The organism is Niastella koreensis GR20-10, from assembly GCF_000246855.1.
Taxonomy (GTDB): domain Bacteria; phylum Bacteroidota; class Bacteroidia; order Chitinophagales; family Chitinophagaceae; genus Niastella; species Niastella koreensis.
Map to the genome: position 1 here is coordinate 992,420 of NC_016609.1, position 23,466 is coordinate 1,015,885.

The 23,466-nt window shown below is 45.3% G+C and carries 14 protein-coding genes; 11 read left to right on the forward strand and 3 right to left on the reverse strand.

The genetic code is table 11. The features are described from left to right. The first annotated feature begins 354 nt into the window (after positions 1-354). The 4 genes from NIAKO_RS03940 to NIAKO_RS03955 all read left to right on the forward strand — a co-directional run bounded on the left by NIAKO_RS03940 (position 355) and on the right by NIAKO_RS03955 (position 6,004). A complete protein-coding gene (locus NIAKO_RS03940) occupies positions 355-2,304 on the forward strand; it encodes an alpha-L-arabinofuranosidase C-terminal domain-containing protein (protein ID WP_014217102.1) in 1,950 nt (649 codons plus the stop codon). A 170-nt stretch (positions 2,305-2,474) separates the two neighbouring features. After that, positions 2,475-3,308 (forward strand): MBL fold metallo-hydrolase, encoded by an 834-nt coding sequence (locus NIAKO_RS03945; RefSeq protein ID WP_014217103.1) that lies wholly within the window; start codon positions 2,475-2,477, stop codon positions 3,306-3,308. 89 nt (positions 3,309-3,397) lie between these two features. Next, positions 3,398-3,958 carry an RNA polymerase sigma factor gene (locus tag NIAKO_RS03950; RefSeq protein ID WP_014217104.1) on the forward strand — a complete coding sequence of 187 codons (561 nt, stop codon included), beginning with the start codon at positions 3,398-3,400 and terminating at the stop codon, positions 3,956-3,958. A gap of 9 nt (positions 3,959-3,967) precedes the next feature. Then, a complete protein-coding gene (locus NIAKO_RS03955) occupies positions 3,968-6,004 on the forward strand; it encodes a hypothetical protein (RefSeq protein WP_014217105.1) in 2,037 nt (678 codons plus the stop codon). Positions 6,005-6,061: 57 nt separating this feature from the next. Here the strand turns inward: NIAKO_RS03955 and NIAKO_RS03960 are convergent, their stop codons facing one another. The 3 genes from NIAKO_RS03960 to mprF all read right to left on the reverse strand — a co-directional run bounded on the left by NIAKO_RS03960 (position 6,062) and on the right by mprF (position 10,930). Beyond that, positions 6,062-7,558 (reverse strand): GH3 family acyl-acid amido synthetase, encoded by a 1,497-nt coding sequence (locus NIAKO_RS03960; RefSeq protein ID WP_014217106.1) that lies wholly within the window; start codon positions 7,556-7,558, stop codon positions 6,062-6,064. 104 nt (positions 7,559-7,662) lie between these two features. Further along, the gene (locus tag NIAKO_RS03965; RefSeq protein ID WP_014217107.1) at positions 7,663-8,328 is read right to left on the reverse strand and encodes an AcvB/VirJ family lysyl-phosphatidylglycerol hydrolase; all 666 of its coding nucleotides are present in this window, start codon (positions 8,326-8,328) and stop codon (positions 7,663-7,665) included. A gap of 4 nt (positions 8,329-8,332) precedes the next feature. Continuing rightward, entirely contained in the window at positions 8,333-10,930 is a 2,598-nt protein-coding gene (mprF, locus tag NIAKO_RS03970) for a bifunctional lysylphosphatidylglycerol flippase/synthetase MprF (protein ID WP_014217108.1), read from the reverse strand. A gap of 454 nt (positions 10,931-11,384) precedes the next feature. Here mprF and NIAKO_RS03975 point away from each other — a divergent pair, with 454 nt between their 5' ends. The 7 genes from NIAKO_RS03975 to NIAKO_RS04005 all read left to right on the forward strand — a co-directional run bounded on the left by NIAKO_RS03975 (position 11,385) and on the right by NIAKO_RS04005 (position 23,203). Beyond that, the gene (locus NIAKO_RS03975) at positions 11,385-13,769 is read left to right on the forward strand and encodes an ABC transporter permease (RefSeq protein ID WP_014217109.1); all 2,385 of its coding nucleotides are present in this window, start codon (positions 11,385-11,387) and stop codon (positions 13,767-13,769) included. A gap of 117 nt (positions 13,770-13,886) precedes the next feature. After that, entirely contained in the window at positions 13,887-14,429 is a 543-nt protein-coding gene (locus NIAKO_RS03980; protein ID WP_014217110.1) for an RNA polymerase sigma factor, read from the forward strand. A 64-nt stretch (positions 14,430-14,493) separates the two neighbouring features. Next, positions 14,494-15,669 carry a FecR family protein gene (locus NIAKO_RS03985; protein ID WP_014217111.1) on the forward strand — a complete coding sequence of 392 codons (1,176 nt, stop codon included), beginning with the start codon at positions 14,494-14,496 and terminating at the stop codon, positions 15,667-15,669. 110 nt (positions 15,670-15,779) lie between these two features. Then, on the forward strand, positions 15,780-19,187 hold the full coding sequence (locus NIAKO_RS03990) for a SusC/RagA family TonB-linked outer membrane protein (protein WP_014217112.1): 3,408 nt from the start codon (positions 15,780-15,782) through the stop codon (positions 19,185-19,187). 25 nt (positions 19,188-19,212) lie between these two features. After that, positions 19,213-20,844 (forward strand): RagB/SusD family nutrient uptake outer membrane protein, encoded by a 1,632-nt coding sequence (locus NIAKO_RS03995; RefSeq protein ID WP_014217113.1) that lies wholly within the window; start codon positions 19,213-19,215, stop codon positions 20,842-20,844. 17 nt (positions 20,845-20,861) lie between these two features. Next, entirely contained in the window at positions 20,862-21,983 is a 1,122-nt protein-coding gene (locus NIAKO_RS04000) for a SusE domain-containing protein (RefSeq protein WP_014217114.1), read from the forward strand. 62 nt (positions 21,984-22,045) lie between these two features. After that, on the forward strand, positions 22,046-23,203 hold the full coding sequence (locus tag NIAKO_RS04005; protein ID WP_041347962.1) for a glycoside hydrolase family 76 protein: 1,158 nt from the start codon (positions 22,046-22,048) through the stop codon (positions 23,201-23,203). Positions 23,204-23,466 lie beyond the last annotated feature (263 nt).

Genomic DNA, 23,466 nt, shown 5'->3' on the forward strand with positions numbered 1-23,466 from the left:
CAGGTTGACAGGTTAACGCGTTGACAAGACCTGGTAAATTGAAGTTGCTTTGGTGGCTTCAGTTTACCAGGTTTTTTTATTTGAAAACACACACACCATTGGAGGGGCCGGGGGAGGCCCTTGCCGCGACGAGGTGTATTGCTTGCGGTTTGCAGCTTATAGTTTGCAGCTTATAGTTCGCAGCTTATAGTTCGCAGCTTATAGTTTGCAGCTTGTAACTCTCAGCTCTGCCTTCTGCCTTTTCACCACTGCCTACTGCCCTTTCACTACGGCGAAGGAGCCTTTGCCCTTTGCCTTTTGCCCTTAATTCCGTACATTTAATGTCAATTGTACGCTTAAACTAACACTTGCTGTATGAAAAGACTGACCTGCTTTTTTGTATCCGTATTCCTTTTCATGGCTGTTCAGGCCCAGAAACCCATCAGCCCCAACCTGTTTGGGATTTTCTTTGAAGATATAAACTATGCGGCCGATGGCGGTTTGTATGGCGAATTGGTGCAGAACCGTTCATTTGAATATACTGCCAGCGATCACCGCGACTGGAATCCATTGACAGCCTGGCAATTTACCAAAGAAGGATTTTCGTACGGCACTATTTCGGTGGAAACCAGTTCACCGGTTCATGCCAATAACCCGCATTATGTGGTGCTGAATGTTGAAGAAGTGGGTAGGGAAGGAGTTGGTTTGAACAATGCCGGTTTTGATGGCATTGTCATAAAGGCCGGCGAACAATACGATTTCTCCCTGTTTGCAAAACAACTCGGTGCAAATGCCATCCCGGTAACCGTACAGTTGAAAAGTAAAAATGGGGCTATCTCCAACCTGGCTACCATCAATGCCGATTCAAAAGACTGGAAAAAATATACCGCTGCCTTAACCGCTACGCAAAGCGATGACAGCGCCACGCTGGTTATAGTAGCAAAAGCTACAGGTAAAATAGCGCTGGATATGATCTCGCTGTTCCCGCAAAAAACATTTAAGAACCGGCCAAATGGGTTACGGGCTGATCTGGCCCGGACTATTGCCGACCTGCAACCGAAATTCATGCGCTTTCCCGGCGGCTGCCTCGTGCATGGGGATGGACTGGGTAATATGTATCAATGGAAAAACACAATCGGGCCGGTGGAACAACGGATTGAGCAAAGAAATATCTGGAGTTATCACCAATCCGTTGGCCTGGGTTATTTTGAATACTTCCAGTTTTGTGAAGACATTGGCGCCAAACCCTTGCCAGTAGTAGCTGCAGGAGTAAGCTGTCAGAACTCAGGCGGCACCTGGCGCATTGGCGGTACCGGGCAAAAAGGCCTGCCTGAAGATGAGATGAAAGCATACATCCAGGATATCCTGGACCTGATAGAATGGGCCAACGGGGCGCCTACGACAACGTGGGGGGCTAAACGCGCAGCTGCCGGTCACCCGGAACCCTTTCACCTGCAATACCTGGGCATCGGCAATGAAGATAAGATCACCCCGGTTTTTAAAGAACGCTTTAAAATGATCTATGAGGTGGTGCATGCAAAACATCCCGAGATCACCATTATTGGCACCGTGGGGCCTTTTCACTCCGGCGAGGATTACGACCTGGGCTGGAATTTTGCCAACGAGGTAAAAGTGGAAATGGTAGATGAGCATTATTATGAAAAACCTGAATGGTTTGTCAATAACCTTACACGTTATGATAAATATTCCCGGGCCCATTCAAAAGTATATGTGGGTGAGTATGCTGCGCATGATGTAAAACGCCGGAATACGCTGCGGTCTGCTTTATCAGAAGCGTTGTACATGACCTCGCTGGAGCGCAACGGCGATGTGGTATTGTTTGCCTCGTACGCGCCCTTGCTGGGCCGCAGGGGGCATACCCAGTGGAATCCCAACCTGATCTATTATACCGGAACGCAGATCTGTCCAACCATAAATTACTATGCACAGAAATTGTTCGCCAACAACGAAGGCGACATATATTACAGCAATGTTATTTCTGCCAATGTAGCAGATACCGCTAAAACTTTTTCGGCTTCCTGTGTAAGGGATAGTAAAACCGGTGATCTCATTCTTAAGATAGTAAACACGGATTCGATTGGTATACCAGCGAAAATTAACCTGGCTAAGTTGGGTACATTCAATACCAATGCAGTGGTGACTGTATTAAGCGGTGACCCTGCGGCCGAAAACAGTTTTGAAAATACCCAAAACATAACGCCGCAAACCTCCAATCTTACTGTCAATAAGTCTTTTACTTACCAGGCCCCGGCCAGTTCATTAACTGTCATCAGGATCCACACAAGGTCAGCGGGTAAAAACTAAGTGTGGGAAAAAAATAAATTAGCCTTACGCAATAAAAAAACATAGTATATAAGAACATTGGTCCGGCTTTTGTCTGGACTAATGTTTTGCTAATTGGGGGTAATTAGTATTTTTGCTATGCACCTTGCATCGCGATCTGCCTGCCCATTAAAAAGCATTTAATCAGTACTATGAAAAAATTATGTTTTTTTTTATTGGGGTTATTTATTTCCTGCCTTGCCATTTCCCAAACAAACCAACCATCTGAAGTATATGCATTGAAGTATTCGGCTATCATGCACGATTCATCCTATACCGCACATGAGGCCGACAGTGTAAGCGTAGATTTCATGATCTGGCTGATAAAAAGCAATGGAAAATATATCCTGATGGATGCCGGTTATTTATACAGCGTGGAATCGGCCAAAAACTTTGATGTGATCGATGACCTGCGACCCGATTCAACCCTGCAAAAGCTGGTGTTGAAGCCGGAAGAAATAACAGATATAATCTTAAGCTATCAGCACCTCGATCATATTAACAGCATCGATATGTTTCCCAATGCCCAGGTGTGGGTGCAGAAAGATGATTACAACTATACCACTACTGCTGCCTGGCAGAAAGGTGGCGTGAACAGCGAGTTCAACAGGAAGGAAGTAAAGAAATTGATTGAAGTACATGAAAAAGGCCGGGTGACGTTGTTTGAAGGCTATAATAAAGAGATCATCCCCGGACTTAAGATCTTCCCCGGTTCAAGAAACCCTGCATTGCCGCAATACGCGTTGATAAGAACAAGCCTGGGTAATTTGGCCCTTGCTTCAGACAATATCTGGATCTATTACAATTCTGATTTTGTAACCCCGGCGCCTTCGTTCCACACCTTTGATGCCAATGGTTATATAAAGGCCATGCAAAAGATGCAAATGTTGGTAAATGATGAGAAGCTCATTGTACCTGGCTATGATAGCGCCGCCGCTTTCACCAAATTCCCGATCATTACAGAAGGGGTTATAAGGGTTAAATAAGCTTACTTTTTCAGCTATTTTTCAAAAAAGGTTTCCTTCCGGGGTGACCTTTTTTTATTTTGACCATTCATTATATAAAGTTTCCATCCATGCAGGATCAAAAGATAATAGAACTAATTCGGTTAAACAACCATGATAAGGCCCTGTTGGTGCTTTATAAAAACTTTCCGGCCGTACGGAAGATGATCCGGTTAAAAGGCGGTAATGCGCAGGATGCAGAAGATGTATTTCAGGAAGCCCTGATCATCCTGTGCAGAAAGATCAAAGAAACAGAGTTTATACTCCATGCTCAACTGAGTACCTACCTGTTCGGCGTTTGCCGCTTTCTTTGGAAAGACGAATTGAAAAAAAGAAATAAACAACCCCTGCTCGATTTTGAAACCGGCTTAAGCGCAGCGGAAGAACAGCAATGGGAAGGCTGGGCCGGCGAGGAAGCCCGTATAGGCCTGGCTGAAAAAGTAGTGAAGGAGTTGGGCGAACGATGCCGGGAAGTGTTGTTGCTTTTTTATAACAGCGGTATGAAGCTAAAAGATATTGCCTCGAAAATGGGCTATAGCTCGGAAAACACCGCAAAGAATCAGAAATACAAATGCCTGGAAGCAGCTAAGAACAAGTTGAAAGAAATGAAACAGGCCATTCAAACCATTTAAAGTTGTGTTATGCGTAATGAACTGGAGTTACTCGCTACCATAGAGAAATATTTGAACAACGAAATGACTGCAGGTGAAAAGGCAGCATTTGAAAGAGAACTGTCGGCCGATGCTCAACTGCAGGAAGCCGTTACCCTTCAACAGGAAGTTATGAAAGGCATTGATAACCTTATTGTAAAACAGCAAATAAAACAGGCGCGGAAACGGTTTTACCGCAACCGGAATTTTACCAGGTGGGGACTGACCGGGCTGGTTGTTGTTATTGCCATTGTTTCCATTCTTTATTATCGCAAACAGCACCATCATACATATAATGAAAATCAGGTTACAGCTGTATCGGCCGGTGGGGACGAAAAGCTACCGTCACAGGCTTTCCTGGTACATGCAGGCAGCGATACCATTGTTGAAACAAAAGGCGGACTGGTGATCCAGGTTCCTGCCAATGGATTTTTGGATGAGAACAAACAACCGGTGCAGGGAGATATAGAGTTGACCATAAAAGAAGCGTTGGATGCAGCATCCATCATGGGTGCAGGGCTTTCAAGTACATCGGGTAATGAACTACTGGAGAGTGCAGGCATGTTCCAGGTAAATGCGCAGCAGAAAGGGAAGATGGTATCAATTAACCCTGCTGCTGGTTTGCGCATTGAATTGCCTACAGACAGCTTGCTACCCGGAATGAAATTGTTTAAAGGAAACCGGTTACCGGATGGGCGGATCGATTGGGTAGATCCGAAGTCGCTTGAACAGGACCTTACCCCGGTTGATATCCTTTCGCTGAATTTTTATCCGCCCGGTTACCTCGATTCTTTGGCAAAATGGGGTTATGAAAGCCACAACAAAAAGTTTACAGATAGCCTGTACTATTCTTTTTCAATTCTGTTTCAGCAGGAGGGTGAAAATATTGGGACGCGATACCAAATCTCTGATAGTACACCTTTATATGAACATCCGCAGCAAGCATGCGGCATCAATCCGGCAAAGATCAAAGCCATCTGGAATAATAAATTTCAAAACACCTTGTTGGCCACCCGGCAGTTTGAAGAACGGCTTGCTTACATTCATCAGTCAAATGATAACAGCGTACTTGATTTGTATATAAACAACCTGGATAAAAATTTATCGGCTATCGACTTTATGGCTGCGCAGCTGGTATCGGGCAAATTGAAAAAACAATTCCTTGCCTTTACCGCCCGGCACGATGGACAGGTAAAGATCAGTTCGGCGCTCGGTCAGAAACTGCGTCAGTATTACGAAACCAAATCCAGGTTGTTTATGGAAGCGGTGGCTAAAACAAACCGGGAGTTCTGGGAACAGCAGGCGAAGCTGGATGAACTGGCGGCTGAAAAGAAAGGCGCCCATGAAAAGGAATCCCGGGAAAGAACGTCGCGCGTGTATGCCGAAGAGCTGAAAGTAAACTTGAAAAGTGTGTACGGCCAGTTAGGGTACGATACCAGCATTACCCCCCGGATGCCCAATAGCAAAGTATACAAAATAGATATTATAATTACAGGTTGGTATAACGTTGACAGATTTGTTAAGGATGTTACGGCTTCGCGTACTACCGGCAGTTACACTGACCCTGAAACCGGCAAAACGGCCACCATCAAATACCAGCCGGTTTCCTTCCAGATAAATAAACCGGAGCAATACGACACGCTGTACGTATACCTGCTTCCTGATAAACTCAACAGTTTTATTCGGATACCGCAGGTGAACGGTCAATATTTAGGAAAGCTGAACGAACTTTTACAATATAAACTCGTTTGTATTGCTTATAAGAACGGGGAACCATTTTATTATTCGCGGCCCGCTATTGAAGCCAAATCCTACTGGGGTATTGAGCTATCGGCCGTTACGCAGCCGGAATTAACCCGCCTGCTGAACCAGGAAGGAGGAGCACAACTACAAACCGATGTTAAAAAAGAAATGGAATACTTCCGGTTCTGCCAAAATGATCTGAAAAGACAAAAGCGTAATGCATTCATACAGGAATTATGGTACAGGGTATACCCTATGATCTATCATTGTGCAGTTGCCAAATAAATGAAAACAGCCTTCAGTGTATTAAGCTGAAGGCTGTTTGTTTAATGTCTTAAGAAGTTAGAGTGATAACACTTTCTTTAACTGTTCCGCAAACTGGTAATCATTTCTGGCGTGCGGGACTTTTTGTTGCAACCCGGTTTTACCAGATGCCTTCAGGTAGGTTTCAAAGCCTCCTTTTGGTACTACCGTGATCTTTAATGGTTCAATGGCTTTATGCGTTACAACGTCTTTATAAGAGAAATTACGCGTGCAGATCTTTTCGTCGAGCAACTTTGTAAATGCCGGCAGATCCTCTGGCGCCTGGCCAAACTCAATAAACCATTCGTGGTAGGGGAGGGTGCCATCGTCTTTAATATTGGGTGCTACGGTATATTCAACAATGGTAGCGCCACAGGCGGCGGCGGTTTCGCTGATGGATTTTTCGGTTTCCTCTACAGTTACGTGTTCGCCAAAGGCAGAAATATATTGGGCAATTCTTCCGGTGATCTCGATGCGGTGGGGGAAAACAGTTTTAAACCTTACCGTATCGCCATTGATATAACCCCATAAGCCGGCGTTGGTGTTAAGCACCAGGGCGTAATTAACGCCAGGTTTTACATCGTTCAGCGAAACCCTCTTCACATGTTCTTTGCCCAGCGTATCCACCTCTACAAATTCAAAGAAGATCCCATTGTTCAGGATCAGTTGCATCCCCCGTTCGTTCAGGCGGTCCTGGTAGGCCAGCAGTCCTTCGGTAGAGGGGTACGTTTCAAACACATCGAACGGCATGTTGATGTATTTTTTTATCTCCGGCATAAAAGGTTCATAATCCATGCCGCTTAAGATGAGCAATTGAAAATTCGGGAACAGTTCGTTGAAATCCTTCCCGGTTTTTGCTTTCAGTGACCTGAGAAATACGAGCAACCAAACCGGCATGGCAACAATAATGCGGATGTCATTCGCATCTGCCAGATCGATCATGGCTTCGATCCTTTCCTTATAGTCGGGAATGGCGTTTATTTCGTCGGAAGGCAAACGCAGCCATTTGTACCACCAGGGAACACAACTGTTGCCGATAGTGGAAATCGGAGCGGTTTTAATGCCGTTAATATCTTCAAAAAAATGTCCGTCAGAAAAGAACAGCGATTTGCCTTTTAAAAAAGCCAGCTTGTTGTTTTTGTGCGAATAGGTCAGCGGCGCGTATTGCCCGCCCCCGATATGGTTCTTCAGCGAATCCTTTGTTACCGGGATGTACTTGGTATTGCTGGTGGTGCCGGATGTTTTTCCAAAGAAGGCCGGCCGGCCTTTCCACAACACATCTTTCTCGCCCGATTTTATTCTTTCAATATAAGGGAGTAACTGTTCGTAATTCCGTAAAGGCACCCGTTGTTTAAAATCTTCGTAGGTGTTTATTTCATTGAAGGAATGGTCTTTTCCGAAAACAGTATGCTTTGCTTCATCAACAAAAGAACGCATCAGCTCATCCTGACAGGCTATAGGATCGGCCAGCATGCCCGCTACACGTTTATACTTCAGCCTGATAAAAGAGGACAAAAGGGAATCAACTAATTTCAAGGGTCCAGGGGTTTAAGGGTGATCCAATGCGGCAAAGTTATGAAGGCTTTTTAACTTGTACAATTGTGCTTTAAATAATTCATAACCAGCTTTTTGACAGGAGGTTATTTAATATAATTCAATACATAGCCAGCCACCTTATCAGCCTTATCATCAAAATGATGTCCACCGCCTTCGGTGATCACCTTATAATTTTTATTGCTAAGGGTTTGAACCGGGAACTGATCTTTTTCGGTTCCCAGGATAAATAAGATGGGTTTGGTGATCTTATTTACTTCGGTTACCACGCTATAGGCATCGTGCGAGGATAGTCCGATCATCTCCGTTAAATGGACTTCGAAATCGGTAGACGTATAAGGGAGCATCAACACCAGGTCACTTACTTTTTTTGTAAACGGGGCGCCGGCATAATTGAATAAAAAAGGAGTTACATCTGCACCAAAGGAATAACCTATCAATACAATACTGTCACGTTTCCATTGCGTCATGTATTTATTTATAAGCTGGCTTAGCTCTGCTGTCATGCCAGCGGGTGTTCGCTTTTTCCAGAAGTATTTTCTGGCATTTAAAGCCAGCACCGGGTAACCGGCTTTGTTCATGGAATTGAGAAAGGCGTCGGAAAAACCTGTCCACCCGCCATCGCCGGAAATATAAAATACAAGCGGTTTGGCGGTGTCTTTAGCAGGGAATGCTTTTATTGGTAACTGGGTGTCCTGTGCACAGATAAGATTAAAAGTAAGCAGGAGTGCAAGGGCCATAAAATATTTCATACAGTCAATTTGTTTTCATTACGGCGTTTAAGGCAAGCGGCAATTGCAGCAGATCGAAATCATGGTCGTATACCAGGTATTTATTCTCCCAAAAGCTGGCGTATTTTTCTTTGAATTCGCGCAGTCCCTGGTAATGCTGAAAACGCTTGATCTTAAGCGCCGCGAGTTTAACTACTCTTTCGGCCATGTTTTCTGGTTGGGTAATACCGGTCATGGGCACCATGCCCAGGTTTATGTAAGTTTTATTATGCGCGCGCGCATATTCTATGAGTTTAATGATCAGGGCGTCCATGGCGGCGGCAGGGGCATCGGCGGTTTTGCGGATAAGATCGTACGTGCATTCTTCTTCTGCATAATCAGGTATGATGTTCAGAAAGGCCTTGATCTTTCCTTCGGGATCTTTTAATAAGATCATGTCCTGTTTTTCCAGTTCATTGGTATCAAACATGCCCTGTGAAAAAACGGCTTCTTCCTTGTTGAAGTTCTGTAACCAGTTGTCAGACACCTGTTTCAGTTCCTGTAAAATACCGGTATCATGTGGCGCCGCTGCTATGTGAACGGTGAACCCTTTCTTTTGTAAACTGTTCAGTCCGTTACGCAATGATTTTTTATCCCTTCCTTCAATACTAAACCTCGTCACATCCAGGATGGCTTCCTGGCCAATCATCATCCTGTTTTTACGCAGGCTGGTAAACCAGGGAATGCTGCTTTCATTCACGCGGTAAAAGGCGGTATGCAAACCCATTTTTTTGCAGTGCTTGTCAAATTCCCTTAATATGGCGAACTTATTCTCAGGCGCGCAAACCGGTTCTTCCAGTACAATGGCGAACCCACGGGCAATACGATAGGCGATAAAACCTTCATGCAGGTCTGAAAAGAAAAAGAGTTTGTCCTTATAGTATTTAAAATAATCCATGGCCGAACTGCCAAACTGGGCCAACAAACTATCTACTCTTTCCCGGGCGTTTTCAGGCACGGTGTGTTTGTGCAGCCCGGGCCTGATGAGAGAGTATAACAGGAAGCCCCAGGTTAAAAATCCGGTTACTCTTATCAGCCATACAAATTCATTTCCAAACCGGGTAAGCGGGTGTAAAGTGGTATCCTCCATCAGCAGGAACATATTCAAGGTATGCTGTAAAGATTCCTTCCAGGTAAAATCAACGCCGAAATTTCTTTTATCGATAAAATAGAAACTGATAAAACCAAACAGCATTACGGCCGCTACACTGATGGCTGCCGTTTTTAAACCAGCTTTTATCCGTTGCCTGCTGCTTTGAACGCGGTATTGTGACCTAGTAACAATTAACAGGAGCATGGTAAAGGCGGCGTAGCTTGCTTCTTCATAATCGAGCGCTTTGGTAAGGTGACCTATCAATGAAAAAAAAGCCAGGCCAATGGCCATGATCCAGGCATTGCGCAACCCTTTTAGTAAATAGGCAGAGGTAATTAACAGTGCAAGTCCTGTAAACAGAACCAGCAGGTTACTGGCATGGATGCTGCTCAATGGCAGGTATTCGCGCAGCAGGCGCATCCGTTCATGCACGGGTGGGGTGATGGCAGAAAGGATGTTCACAAGCCCCAGCATAAACACCAGCACCACAGGGGCCATCCGGGCAAATAGTTTTCTGCCCTTCCAGCTAAAAGCGCCCATTCCACCAACCAGGGGCAGCCAGAATTCAAAAACCCGGTACAGGATGGTAATGGATAGAGCCTGCGGGGCCGAATAGCCGAATTTTTGTAATATCAATGACATGAATAATTCCACGGCGCCCAATCCACGAAGAAATGGCGAAATAACCATCATTAGCACGGCAATAATGTACGCAGCCGCCGAAGCCCCAAGTGAAGCAGGTAAACCCAGCGCCAGCATGGCCAGGTAAATATGCAGGATGCCGCAGCCTTCCACGCCGATAGATAAAAAAGTGGCCTGTACTACCCCCGACCTGTTTACATTGGCCGACATCATTTCATGCATATGCGCTGAAAACGCCGGGAATTTCCGCTCGAACCATCGATAGGCTGCTTTCTTTTGTTTTACTGTTTGTACAATACCGGCCAGCAGCACTATGATTGCCAGTAGCGCCAGTAAACCCAGCCAGGCATTGGCCGTACCGTTTATGCCGAACATGGTGTACAGCACAACGGGCAGGCCCACAATAAATACAGTTAATAAACCAGTAAAGGCGTACAGCGCACTGGCCTGATGCACCTGCAGCCTGTTAAAACCCTGCTTACGTAATGTTGATGGGAAATAAGCCAGCGCACTAACGCCGCCTGCCGGAAGAAATACACTGATGAAATTTCGTTTTAAGAATAACGATACTGCATGCACCCATTTTAAGCGAAGCTGTACTGCCGAGAATGTTTTTACATACATACCGCTTTGTAACAGAATGCAGGCTATTGTTATTACCAATGATGCCATTAACCAGGTACCATTAGCCTGTTTTATCTGCGGAACAATGGCCAGTAATTCTTTTCTTTCACTTCTGAAAAAAACGATGGCAAGGAGCAGGATCACAACAGCGATTATCTCACGCCAATAAACTTGCGGAGATGCTGATTGTATTTTTAAACGGGTAGTTTTGATCAGGTTAGCCATAACCTAAAATTATAGTTAGCAATGGGGTGTTTTCAGCACCCCAAAGGTATTTACTTCTCCCTGGTTGCTTAACTAATGCTTTGTTAATGGCTCATGGGGAAACCGATCAATGTTTCCTTATTAACTTAAATTTTATATCACCCAAAGCAGGCTGCAGGCAAGATTGTGCTGAGCTGTCGTATTTCAGGCAGTTCAGGTTGTAAATGAAAAGGGTATCCTGGTTGTATTTAAACCCAAAATTGAATGGCAGGCAAATAAAATGCTACAGGCTAAAAAGGCGACAGCTATTCTAATCATGATGTGCTAAAGTAATATTTTTTATCCTGTTCGTCAATGAACGGAACACTGTACGTTTTCGCACACTTTTCGGCAGCCCGCTTTCCAAAGCATTCGTTCAGAAAGGATTTCACAATTGGCACAACCGTTGAGTTAATATTACTCTTAATGCTGGCATATGTTTAAAAATTATATAATTGTTGCCTGGCGCAACCTGGTAAAGGGACGCATGCATTCGGCCATCAATATCCTGGGGCTCTGTCTGGGTATGTCGGTGGCCCTGCTCATCGGGTTATGGATGCATGATGAGCTTTCTTTTGATAAGAATTTTAAACACTATGATCGCATTGCCCAGGTTATTCAAACCCTCACCAACAACGGTGAAAAACAAACGTGGTGGGATGTTCCCTATCCTTTGGCCAATGAACTGCGTACCAACTATGGCAGTGATTTTGAACACATCGTGATGGCAACGAATGTGTTTGACCACCTGATAACAGTGGATGATAAAAAGATCAAACAGCGGGGCGGCTATTTTGAAAAAGAAATGCCGGAGCTGTTCTCCCTGAACCTTCTGAAAGGCAGCCGCTCAGCCCTGAATGATCCGCTTTCTGTGCTTATCTCTGCTTCTGCTGCCAAAGCTTTCTGGGGAAATGAAGATCCTATGAACAGGATCATTAAGATTGATAAAAACCCGGTGGTAAAAGTAGCCGGGGTGTATGAAGACTTCCCGCAGAACTCAAGCTTTGCCAACCTCAATTTTATTTCAAGCTGGGATTTTTATTACAATGTCAACAACAAGTTAAGCGACATGCCCGATCCCTGGCGCCCTAACTTTACCACGCTCTATGTTCAATTAAACGATCTGGCATCCATTCAAACCGTTAATGCAAGGATCAGGGATGCGAAAATGAAGAAGATAAATCCGCAGCTGCAGAAGAAGAAACCCGCTTTGTTCCTGATGCCTATGAGTAGATGGCATTTGTATTCCGAGTTTAAGAACGGGGTCAATACCGGTGGCGCCATTCAATATGTATGGATGTTTGGGATTATTGGCGTATTTGTGCTCCTGCTTGCCTGTATCAATTTTATGAACCTCAGTACTGCCCAAAGTGAAAAGCGCGCCAAAGAAGTAGGGGTAAGAAAAACAATGGGCTCACCAAGAAAACAATTGATGTTCCAGTTTTTCTGCGAGTCATTGATAACGGTAACCATAGCATTAATTATTTCGCTAATGGTCGTGTGGCTTACCCTGCCATTCTTCAACACCATCACGGGAAAACAGATCAAAATACCCTGGTTTAATGTTTATTTCCTGGCGCTTTGTGTGGCGTTTCTCCTTGTTGTTGCATTGGTTGCGGGAAGCTATCCTGCCTTTTATTTATCCTCCTTTAAACCGATAAAGGTTTTAAAAGGAACGTTTAAAACAGGCCGTTATGCAACCGTGCCACGGAAGGTGCTGGTAGTGGTGCAGTTTAGTATTTCGGTATCGCTTATCATAGGAACGATCGCGGTGTATAAACAGATCCGGTTTGCGAAAAACCGGCCTGTTGGTTATACAAGAGCAAACCTCATTAATATCACTACTGGCGGGTCTGCGGTTCATGATCATTTTAATACGATAAAAGGAGAACTGTTGCAAACCGGCGTGGTGACAGGGGTTGCTGAATCGGAAAGTCCAACAACTGCGATCTTTAACAGTACCAGCGGTTTTAGCTGGCCTGAAAAAGATCCCAATCTGTCAATTGATTTTGGCGTAATCGCGGCATCGTTTGAATATGGCAAAACCATTGGGTGGAAACTAAAGGAGGGGCGCAATTTCTCAAAGGAGTTTTTAACAGACACAGCAGGGGTTATTCTCAATGAAGCTGCCGTACGGTTTATGAATCTCAAAAACCCGGTGGGTACACGGGTAACCTGGTGGGGACAACCGTTGACGGTAATAGGCGTTGTCGAAAATATGGTAACAGAATCGCCGTATAACGAAGTAAGGCCGGTTATTTATCCATACCTGAATTACCCGGGCAACATGAATATTATTAAACTCAATCCGGCTGTAAGCGCACAGGATGCGTTACACAGGATCGAGCCTTTATATAAGAAATATAATCCCGATCAGCCTTTTGAGTATAGTTTTATTGATACGGATTATGACAAAAAATTCAATTATGAAGAACGCATTGGAGAGCTGGCGGGAATTTTTGCAGCACTGGCCATTATCATCTCCTGTCTTGGGTTATTAGGGTTGACCTCGTTTGTAGCTGAACAACGGAAAAAAGAGGTAGGGGTTAGAAAAGTGTTGGGCGCTTCGGTATTTAATTTATGGAATTTGTTATCCCGGGAATTCCTGGTGCTGGTAATTATTTCATTCCTGGTATCGCTGCCGGTATCCTGGTATTTTACGCATAACTGGTTACAGAATTATAGTTATCGTACCGGCTTATCATGGTGGGTGTTTGTGGCGGCAGGTACAGGCGCCATCCTGATTACACTGATCACGGTGAGCTTTCAGACAATAAAAGCAGCCATCGCCAACCCGGTTACAAGTTTAAGAACCGAGTGAGGTGTTGCTGAATATTTTTAGCATGTTAGAAACCTTCAGATTCAACGATTTGAAGGTTTTTAATTTTTTATTCTACTTTTGAATGCTGCTTATATGAAAAAATAACGATTTGCGAATATGAAGGAGACTTCAGATCTTGATTTGCTTATGCGCATCAGTGAGGGTGACCGCCACGCGTTTCGTGAGCTGTATCAACACTATACTCCCGTACTGTACCCATTTGTCAAAAGCTTATGCAATAATGATGCGTTGTGTGAAGACATTATTCAGGAAGTTTTTATTAAGATCTGGGATAACCGCGTAAACGCGGTAAACATCAAACAGGTTAAACCTTATTTATTTAAGGCTGCAAAGAACAGATTCCTCAACGAATTAAGAAAACAGAAAACCGAACGAAAGGTTATCAATACCCGCCTCTACAATGGAATTGATCCGGAAACTCCCGAACAACAACTGACTTTTAAAGAAGGAATGCGCCGGGGCGACGAAGCCCTGGCCAGGCTATCACCCAAACGAAGGACCATTGTTGAAATGAGTACCCGGGAAAACCTGAGCCTGGATGAGATTGCTGACCGGGTTGGTTCTTCTAAAAACGTGGTAAAGAAGCTGCTTTACCAGGGCTTGGCAATGATGAAAAAATACGGTTTCCTTTTCCTGTAAATATTTTTAAAAAATCTTTTTACTGAGGGGTCCTTTTGCTACACTCGTGTGTCTTACCCACGATATGGACCAACAGACATTTGACAAATTCCTCAGGAACGTTGCACAGCAAACGCAATCCCCTGCAGCATTAGCTGAGTTTCTTGCCTGGCTGGAAGAGCTTCCTGAAGAGCTGGCAGCTGCGGCACTTGACAGGTATGAACAGGCTTTTAGAGGCAGTGATGTGGTAGATAAAGACGCGATCAGGCGGATAGAGGAAAACATCGAAAACCGCCTGGATCATGATGATTCCGTTCGGGTGATACCTAAACGTACGCCTGTTTTCTTTTTCCTGAAAGCGGCCGCCATTTTCATAGTGGTGGCATCTGCAGTGTGTTTTTTCTTTTATCAAAACCATTATAAGAACGCCCAAACAGAAACTGGCCATCCGGTAACTGCTGCTATAGTACCTGGTAAAAACCAGGCGGTGCTACAATTGAGTGGCGGAAGATCCATCCTGCTCGAAGACGTGGCCGATGGGGTAATTGATAAGGCAACAGGGTTTGAGAAAAAAAGTGGTTTACTGGTAGCAAAGGGTGATAAACAACCCATCGATGATGCTGCCGGAATAAACATGCTGGAAACACCCAAAGGCGGACAATACCAGGTAACATTACCCGATGGAACCAAAGTATGGTTGAATGCCTCCACCCGCCTGTACTTTCCAACTGTTTTTAAACCGGGCGAAAGAAGGGTAAAGCTGGTGGGCGAAGCTTATTTTGAAGTGAAGCACGATGCGGCCAATCCCTTTATCGTAGAAACATCCACCGGAACATTGTTGCGTGATCTGGGAACTGGTTTTAATGTGAACGCCTACCAGGAAGATGCACACGAAATTACCACACTTTTAACCGGGAGTTTACAGGTAACCCGTAATCAATCGCAGGTACTACTGAAGCCCGGGCAACAGGCCACTATAAATGCACAGCAGGAGGTGGAAGTAAAGGAGGTGGAAACCAGCTATGCAGTAGCCTGGAAAGAGGGGTATTTTATGTTTAACCGGGAGCCGGTAAAAGAAGTAATGAATAAAATAGCACGCTGGTATGATGTAGACGTGGAATACCAGGGACCGGTTACCGAAACCAAGTTTTGGGGTACTGTTTCCAGGTTTTCGCAGGTAAACGATGTGCTGAAAATGCTGGAAGCTACAGGCAGGGTTCATTTCACCATTGAAGGAAGAAAGATCTATGTAAAAAAATAAAGAGCGTTACCAAATAAAATGGGCCGGTGTGCTGGTAACACGCCGACCCTGTTTCAAGGTGTTTTTAAATCAAGCGTTTCCTTAACTCAATTAAAAAACTATGTAAATCTATGACATTATTTTCAGGTATTGAGTCTGTACCAACCAAAACAAAAAATCTGCGAAAACTACTCATTACTATGAAGCTGTTATTCTACTTACTATTTGCCACCATGCTGCAGGTAAATGCAAACAGCTACGCACAGGGTATTTCGCTCAAAGGCCGCAACATTCCCATCGAGCGTATTTTTATGGAGATCAGAAAACAGACCGGCGTGGCGGTGTTATGTGAAAGCGACGTATTGGAAAACATTAAACCGCTGACGGTAAATTTCAACAAAACCCCGGTTCCGGAAGTACTGGAGTTTTGTCTGAAGCAAACGCCCTATACGTATCAGCTGGAGAAAGGCAGTATTGTGATTAAAACAATTGCCCGCACTGAACACAACCAGCCTGGTATTGACGTGCAACAGAAAGTAATTAAAGGCCGGGTTACCGACGAAGAGGGCAAAGCGCTGCCCGGTGTAAATGTGCGAACGAGCAATGGGAATGGGACCATTACCGACGGCGAAGGCTTTTTTAGCCTGGCCGTTCCGGACAATGTAACAAGCCTTACGTTCAGTTCTGTAGGGTTCCAGTCAAGGACCGTTACATTAGGCGAACAAACCATCCTGAACGTGTTACTGAACAAAATGCCGGTTAGTTTAAATGAAGTGGTGGTGATAGGATATGGCACCAAAAGAAGGGCCGACCTGGTAGGTGCGGTGGACCAGGTAAAAGCAGCGCAAATAGAAGGAAGGCCGGTAGGTAATGTAATGCAGGCCTTGCAGGGCCTTTCGCCCAGCCTGGTTATTCAGCAGCGCAATATGAACCCGAACAACAACTCGATGAACATCAATTTGCGTGGCATCAGCACTTTTGGTAATAACTCACCACTACTGGTTATCGATGGCGTGATAAGCAATGATGTAAGCGACATGAATAACCTGAACCCCAATGATATTGAAGAGATCTCCATTTTGAAAGATGCCGGCAGCGCCGCCATTTATGGTTCGCGTTCAGCCAATGGGGTTATTCTCATTTCTACTAAAAAAGGGAAACAGGGCATGAAGCCTGTTGTCAGCTTCAGCGGTCTGGTGGGTTCCCAGAACCCGCAGGTCCTGGTCAAGCCTTTAAAAGGATATCAGAATGCATTGCTGCGCAATGACTCCTATATCAATTCAGGCGCTGATCCTATTTACTCACCGGAGCAGATCCGTCAATTCGCTAAAGGCGACAGCCAGTATTGGCTGAAAGGTATTTTAAAGAACGGCCTTCAACAAAATTATAACTTCAGCATTCAGGGCGGAGCAACGAATACGAGCTATATGATCTCGCTGGGATATTACAACCAGCAAAGTAATTTTAAAGGCCCTGATTATGGGTTGAAACGATACAACCTCCGCTCGAACCTGACCACCCAGATTGGCCGGTTAAAACTGTCCACTATCCTTTGGTACAACAGGTCTGAAGGAAATGCATACCAGGGTGATGAAGGTTTTCTGATCGCCGATGCTTCGCGTCTGCCGGTTTATAACACCTATATCCTGAAAGACAGCAGCGGCAAATACTACAACAACGATGTGCTTACCGGCGGCAATCCTTTAGCTGCGCTGGAGCATGGCGGATATATAAAAACCACCAACGATGATTTCCAGGGAAGTTTGAATGGAGAGCTGAAGCTGATGGATGGCTTAAAAGCAAAAGGACTGGTAGGATTGGATGTTAGGCCCGAGAACAGGTTGATCAGGCGGTTTTACTGGCCTGTTTACAGTTTGTCGGGGTCAGAAACCCCCATTAACCAAAACTCCTCGAAGGATTACAGTATAGAAGATTACAGTGGTAACGGAACCCTGCTGAATGTACAGGCCATGCTGGAGTACAACAAAACATTTGCCGGCATGCACAATGTTTCTGCACTGGCAGGTTTCTCCAATGAATCGTACCGGCAAAAACGCCAGGAAATAAAGATGAAGTATGTGGATCCGGTGTTGGGCATTCCCATTGACGGTACCATTATAGATCCCACCAGTTACAATACAGTGGGCGGCACTACGGAAAGAAGTATTTACTCTTATTTTGGAAGAGTGGGCTATGCTTATGGCGATAAGTACTATGCAGAAGGAAGTTTCCGCTACGATGGTTCTTCCAAATTCGCCAAAAACAACCGCTGGGGATTTTTCCCTTCGGTGTCATTGGGATGGCGCATCTCCGAAGAGGATTTTTTTGATTTCTGGAAAAACAACATCGGCGACCTGAAGATAAGGGGTACGTATGGCAACCTGGGCAACCAGAATATAGACGATTATCAAACGCTTACCACGTACGATATCTACATCAATCAATATGGTTTTAATAACGTAGGAGTGCCCGGCACAGGTTACACATTTGGCAACCCCGAACTGAGATGGGAAACTACCTCTTCTGCCAATCTTGGGGCTGATGGTACATTTCTGAAAGGAAGCCTTCGGGTGGGATTCGACTTCTTTCATAAGCTAACCAAAGGAATTCTGTTGGCGCCCCAAACACCCATGGTATTAGGTGGGGCAGTACCAAAGGCCAACTTAGGCGAAATGAAGAACCAGGGCTGGGAGTTAACCATCAACTATTCCCTGCGTCATCGTGATTTCAATCATTCGTTTGGGCTTAATATAGCCGATTCCTGGAACGAGGTTACCAAATTTGAAGGGTATGAACAGATCAGCCAGTCAGACGAAATTGAACGCATCGTGCGGGTAGGGCTGCCGTTGTACAGCTACTATGGCTATAAAACAAATGGCCTGTTCCAAAACGATGACGATATAAAAAGTTCCGCACTGCCTGTTGGCTTTTCTCCCAGACCCGGTGATGTGAAGTACAAAGACCGGAACGGGGATGGCATTATTAATGACAACGACCGCTACGTGCTGGGACATGCATTTCCGCGGTTAACATTCGGGTTCAATTATATCCTTCAATGGAAAGGGCTTGAGTTGAACATGCTGTGGCAGGGAGTTGGAAAACGAGATATGGCCCTGCGCGGAGAAACCATAGAGCCCTTTCATGGCGGTTATTCATTCGTGATGTTTGAGCACCAGCTCGATTACTGGACGCCTGCCAATCCAGGCGCCAAATGGCCACGATTAACCGCTCCGGGTACTGCTTCTACCATCAATAATTATGGTAAAGGATCAGACTTTAACATCTTTAATGGCGCCTATGCGCGGTTGAAGAATATCCAGCTTGGCTATACGCTGCCCAAGGGGCTCACTGCAAGGATCGGTGTAAGCAAAGTCCATGTATTTGTAAACGGCCAAAACCTGCTTACGCTCAGTAAGATCGCTTTTGTTGATCCTGAGTCAACCGAGTTTGGGAACAACATGAATGCCAGCGGCGCCAACAGCGCACGTAATTATCCACGGCTTAAATATATAGGAGGAGGGGTACATGTGGAATTTTAAAGCACATCAATTCAAATCAGGAATTATGAAAATGAAGTTTGCAGTAAAGGGTGCTGTTACCATATTGTTGATGACATGGTTGTTTACCGGGTGTGTGAAGCTGGATGTAGTGCCTACCAACAAATTCACCGACGAAACATACTGGACTACAGAAGATAAAGCCAATTCAGTTTTAAGCATGGCTTACCGCCAGATGTTCTCGAACGATTATTTCATGCTGAATGAGCTCCTGAGCGATAACGTATACAATGGCTATGGAACAACCAATGAAAAGGTGATCGCATTAGGACTGGCAGATGCCTCGAACGCGCGCTTCGCCAATGAATGGCGCGATTGTTATGGCGGTATAAAAACCTGTCACACCTTTCTGGCCAACATCGACCGGGTTAAAACCATGAGCGAGGACCTGAAGAACAAAAGAAAAGCGGAGATCCGTTTTATCCGGGCCTCGCTTTTTCTTGAACTCACTACCTGGTATGGCGATGTTCCGCATTTTACGCAGGACATCAACCTCACGGAATCGAAATCGGTAACGCGTAAATCGCATGAGGAGATCATGGCCTGGATACACCAGGAGCTGGATGAAGTGGCTGCTGTTTTGCCCAGGCGCGAAGACTATGCAGCCGCAGATAATGGAAGAATTACCAGTGGCGCCGCTGTTGCCCTGAATGCCCGTGCTTATTTATATGAAAGCAACTGGGCTAAAGTGGCTGAATATTGCGATAAGCTCATCAATGGTACTACTTATGGTACTTATAGTTTATTTCCCAATTACGAGCAATTGTTCTGGGTTAAAAATGAATATAACCCTGAGATCATTTTAAGTCTGCAGTTTGTACCGGTGAACCGGACCTGGGGAAACCTGGTTGACTATGCGCCGATGTCGGCCAACGCCCGGCTTTGTTTGGCGGCGCCTACCCAGGAACTGGTGAACAGTTACCTGATGAAAAATGGCCACCATTGGACGACAGCCGATCCTGATTATGCCAACCGCGATCCGCGCATGGGCGCTACCATGGTGTATGATGGCGCTACCTGGGTTGACAGGACCGGTACCGCTTACCCGGTTGTAATTAACCCGGACGGTACCACGCCGGCCAATAAGATCTCCGATAAGTACACCGGCGCCGGTACGGCACAAACCCCAACAGGTTATTACTACCGTAAGTTCTGCGATCCCGATCCTGCAGCATATACAGGCGGAGGCTGGGAGTCGAACCTGAACCTGCCATTGATTCGGTATGCGGACGTATTGCTGATGTACGCCGAAGCAAAAAACGAACTGAGCGCCATGAACAGCACGGTTTGGGATCAAACGATAAAGAAATTAAGGCAAAGAGCAGGTTTCGATAACACGACTGATGCCCTGGATATGCCCGCTGGCGACCAGGCTGCCTTGCGCGATGTGATCCGCAATGAACGGCGTGTAGAACTGGCGTTGGAAGGATTGCGCATATTCGATATCCGCCGCTGGAAAACAGCAGAAACTGTTCTGACGCAGGAACGGCATGGTGCGAAATTCGATAAAAGCAGCGGCAGCTATGATTACATTAAACTCCCGGCCGGAAGCTTTAACCGTAATCGCGATTACCTGTGGGCCATTCCAAGAGCAGAGCGCCTGCTTAATTCCAACCTTACTCAAAACCCCGGTTACTAATACTTAATCAGCACAAAATGAAAAATAATAAACTATCTATAGTATTCTTCTTCCTGGCGGTTGCAGTCTTTGCGGGCTGTACGAAGGAAAATAAATTCAAAGAGGTTAAAGTAACAGAAGTAAGCACGTTGTATTCCCCAGATGATGGCCGTAACGTGGTGCTGCAATCAGGCGGTTCGGCAACCTTGTATTTCGAGTGGGAAAAGGCGGTAGCGGAAGACAATGGCGTAGTGTATTACGATGTTTTATTTGATAAACCCGACGGCGATTTTTCAAAACCGTTATTTGATGTTGTCGCAGATAACAACGGTACCAGCACGGGTGCAAGTATTACACACAAAGTGCTGAACAATATCGGTAAACTGGCAGGCATTGCATCTGCTGAAGAGGGGAAACTAAAATGGACGATCGCTTCTTCACGGGGATTGACAAAAACGGTTTCTCAACAGGCCCGCATTATCAATATCACCAGGACAAATGGAATTGATGCACCCGATGCGCTGTTTCTGACAGGGGAGGGAACGGAAGGCGGCGCCAGCCTGGCGCAGGCATTGACCGTTAAAGCACTGCCTGGTGGAAACGAATTCGAGATCTATACCAAACTGCTGGCTGGTAAAAAATATTCTTTTGTTGATTCAAAAACCAGCGTATCAAGGACCTTCTCGGTAAACACAAACGGAACCTCATTCAAGGAATCGCAGGACGGCGCTACGGTAGCGAAAGACGGGATCTATAAGATCAACCTGGATTTTAGTACCTCATCTGTTACCATAGCAGAGATCACCAAACTCGACTTTTTCATGTGTACGCCCCAGAAGCGGGAAACGCTTACCTACCAGGGTAAAGGCGTTTGGCGGGTGAGTGACATCATCCCTGACTTTACCACCAATTGGAGCGATGACAGGTATTTCTTCTGGATGACCATTGGCGGCGCAGAGCAAAAAGTAGGCAGTTCCAATAAAGACAACCAGCCTCCGACCACCACAACCGGGTCATTTTTTTATCTGCTCTTCTATCCCAACGATAAAAACCAGTGGGATTATTCATTCAAATTCCCAAACAGATCTGTAAAGAAATGCAGCGTAAGCGTGTCGTTCAGTTCAGATGCCGCGAACTATACGCATGAAATCATTTATTAATGAACAGTAACCGTAACAGTGAAATGGCCTCAACAGCCAGGTGTTCAACAAAAAAATTGCAAATGCAAAAGATCCTATTCATTGCCGGCGCAGCCCTTACGCTTGCGTGCGGAAAAATAAATGATGTATACATCGATAACAGTACCAAATACAATATCGACTGGAGCAGTGCTGCCGACAGCAGCAGCACCAGCTTCGTTAATGCCTACTGGAATTCTACCAGACACCATTTTAATAACGACAATTATGGCACGGTAAATCAATTGGATTACTGGCCCGAAGCCCATGGACTGGATGTTTTGGTAGACGCGTATAAACGCACCGGAAACACGCTCTATAAAGACCGGATCAATGAGTTTTATGAGGGAGTAAAAGCAAAGAATGGCGGCAGCTTCTACAATAATTACTATGACGACATGGGCTGGCATGGCCTGGCGCATCTGCGTGCATTTGAAGCAACGGGCGATGCACGTTATGAGACTTCCGCAACACAGTTATGGCAATGGATCGTTGCCGGTTGGAATACTGATGATGGGGGAGGAATACCCTGGAACCATGATAATAACGATGCGGGGCGCAGCAAGGGCGTTCCCGCCAATGGTCCGGCGGCCATCATAGCAGCGCGCAGATGGCAGAAATACGGAACAGGAGAAGTGGTAAACGGGTTCAATGATCTTCAATGGCTGGATAAAATTTATAACTGGATGAAAGAGCACCGCGTGGTACAGCAGTCGGGCCGGGTGTATGACAATTTTAATGATACCAAAGGCGACTGGACATACAATGCAGGTACTTACATGGGCGCAGCGCTGGAGTATTACAACATAACAAAAAACAAAGTGTATTTAAATGATGCTATTAAAACTGCCGACTGGACAACCAGCACATTGATAAACGCCAATAACAAAGTACTGAGTGATTGGGCAGAGCAGCAGGACCATGATGTTAACCTGTTTAAAGGGATCTTTGTACGGTACCTTACCTTGTTGATCAGGAATAAAGACCTGCCTGATACCAACCGGAAAAGATATGTTTATTTTCTGCGGAACAGCGCACAGATCCTGTGGACAGCGGGTTCCGTTAAAAGTCCGGTTGTATTGTTCGGGTATCATTGGTGGGAAGCGCCTACAGAATCAAAAGCGGCTTTACGTACCCAGTTAAGCGGCTGTATGTTAATGGAGGCGTTGGCACTGCTGAAAGCAGAAGGCTATACTGAATAAGAACAGCTATAAAGTTTTGCAAACCTCGAAAGCCTTTCCCGATACATCGGGAGGGGCTTTTGATATTTTACCGATTTAATACTCCACAACTCTTTCAAATATGGAATTTTCTTTCTAATATAGCGCCCTGAAAGATCCCTCCTCTGAATTTACCATATAATTAGGCTCCAGTTTCCCTCAAACCATTGTGAATACATTACGATTTTCCTTTAATTGATTTAAGGGGCTCCGATATTCCTTTCGCGGTGTTTGCTTACCCCATA

Bases quoted from the DNA above. Each gene is read 5' to 3' on its own strand.
- NIAKO_RS03940 (WP_014217102.1), top strand. From the start codon at position 355: ATGAAAAGACTGACCTGCTTTTTTGTATCCGTATTCCTTTTCATGGCT.
- NIAKO_RS03945 (WP_014217103.1), top strand. From the start codon at position 2,475: ATGAAAAAATTATGTTTTTTTTTATTGGGGTTATTTATTTCCTGCCTT.
- NIAKO_RS03950 (WP_014217104.1), top strand. From the start codon at position 3,398: ATGCAGGATCAAAAGATAATAGAACTAATTCGGTTAAACAACCATGAT.
- NIAKO_RS03955 (WP_014217105.1), top strand. From the start codon at position 3,968: ATGCGTAATGAACTGGAGTTACTCGCTACCATAGAGAAATATTTGAAC.
- NIAKO_RS03965 (WP_014217107.1), bottom strand. From the start codon at position 8,328: ATGAAATATTTTATGGCCCTTGCACTCCTGCTTACTTTTAATCTTATC.
- mprF (WP_014217108.1), bottom strand. From the start codon at position 10,930: ATGGCTAACCTGATCAAAACTACCCGTTTAAAAATACAATCAGCATCT.
- NIAKO_RS03975 (WP_014217109.1), top strand. From the start codon at position 11,385: ATGTTTAAAAATTATATAATTGTTGCCTGGCGCAACCTGGTAAAGGGA.
- NIAKO_RS03980 (WP_014217110.1), top strand. From the start codon at position 13,887: ATGAAGGAGACTTCAGATCTTGATTTGCTTATGCGCATCAGTGAGGGT.
- NIAKO_RS03985 (WP_014217111.1), top strand. From the start codon at position 14,494: ATGGACCAACAGACATTTGACAAATTCCTCAGGAACGTTGCACAGCAA.
- NIAKO_RS03990 (WP_014217112.1), top strand. From the start codon at position 15,780: ATGACATTATTTTCAGGTATTGAGTCTGTACCAACCAAAACAAAAAAT.
- NIAKO_RS03995 (WP_014217113.1), top strand. From the start codon at position 19,213: ATGAAAATGAAGTTTGCAGTAAAGGGTGCTGTTACCATATTGTTGATG.
- NIAKO_RS04000 (WP_014217114.1), top strand. From the start codon at position 20,862: ATGAAAAATAATAAACTATCTATAGTATTCTTCTTCCTGGCGGTTGCA.
- NIAKO_RS04005 (WP_041347962.1), top strand. From the start codon at position 22,046: ATGCAAAAGATCCTATTCATTGCCGGCGCAGCCCTTACGCTTGCGTGC.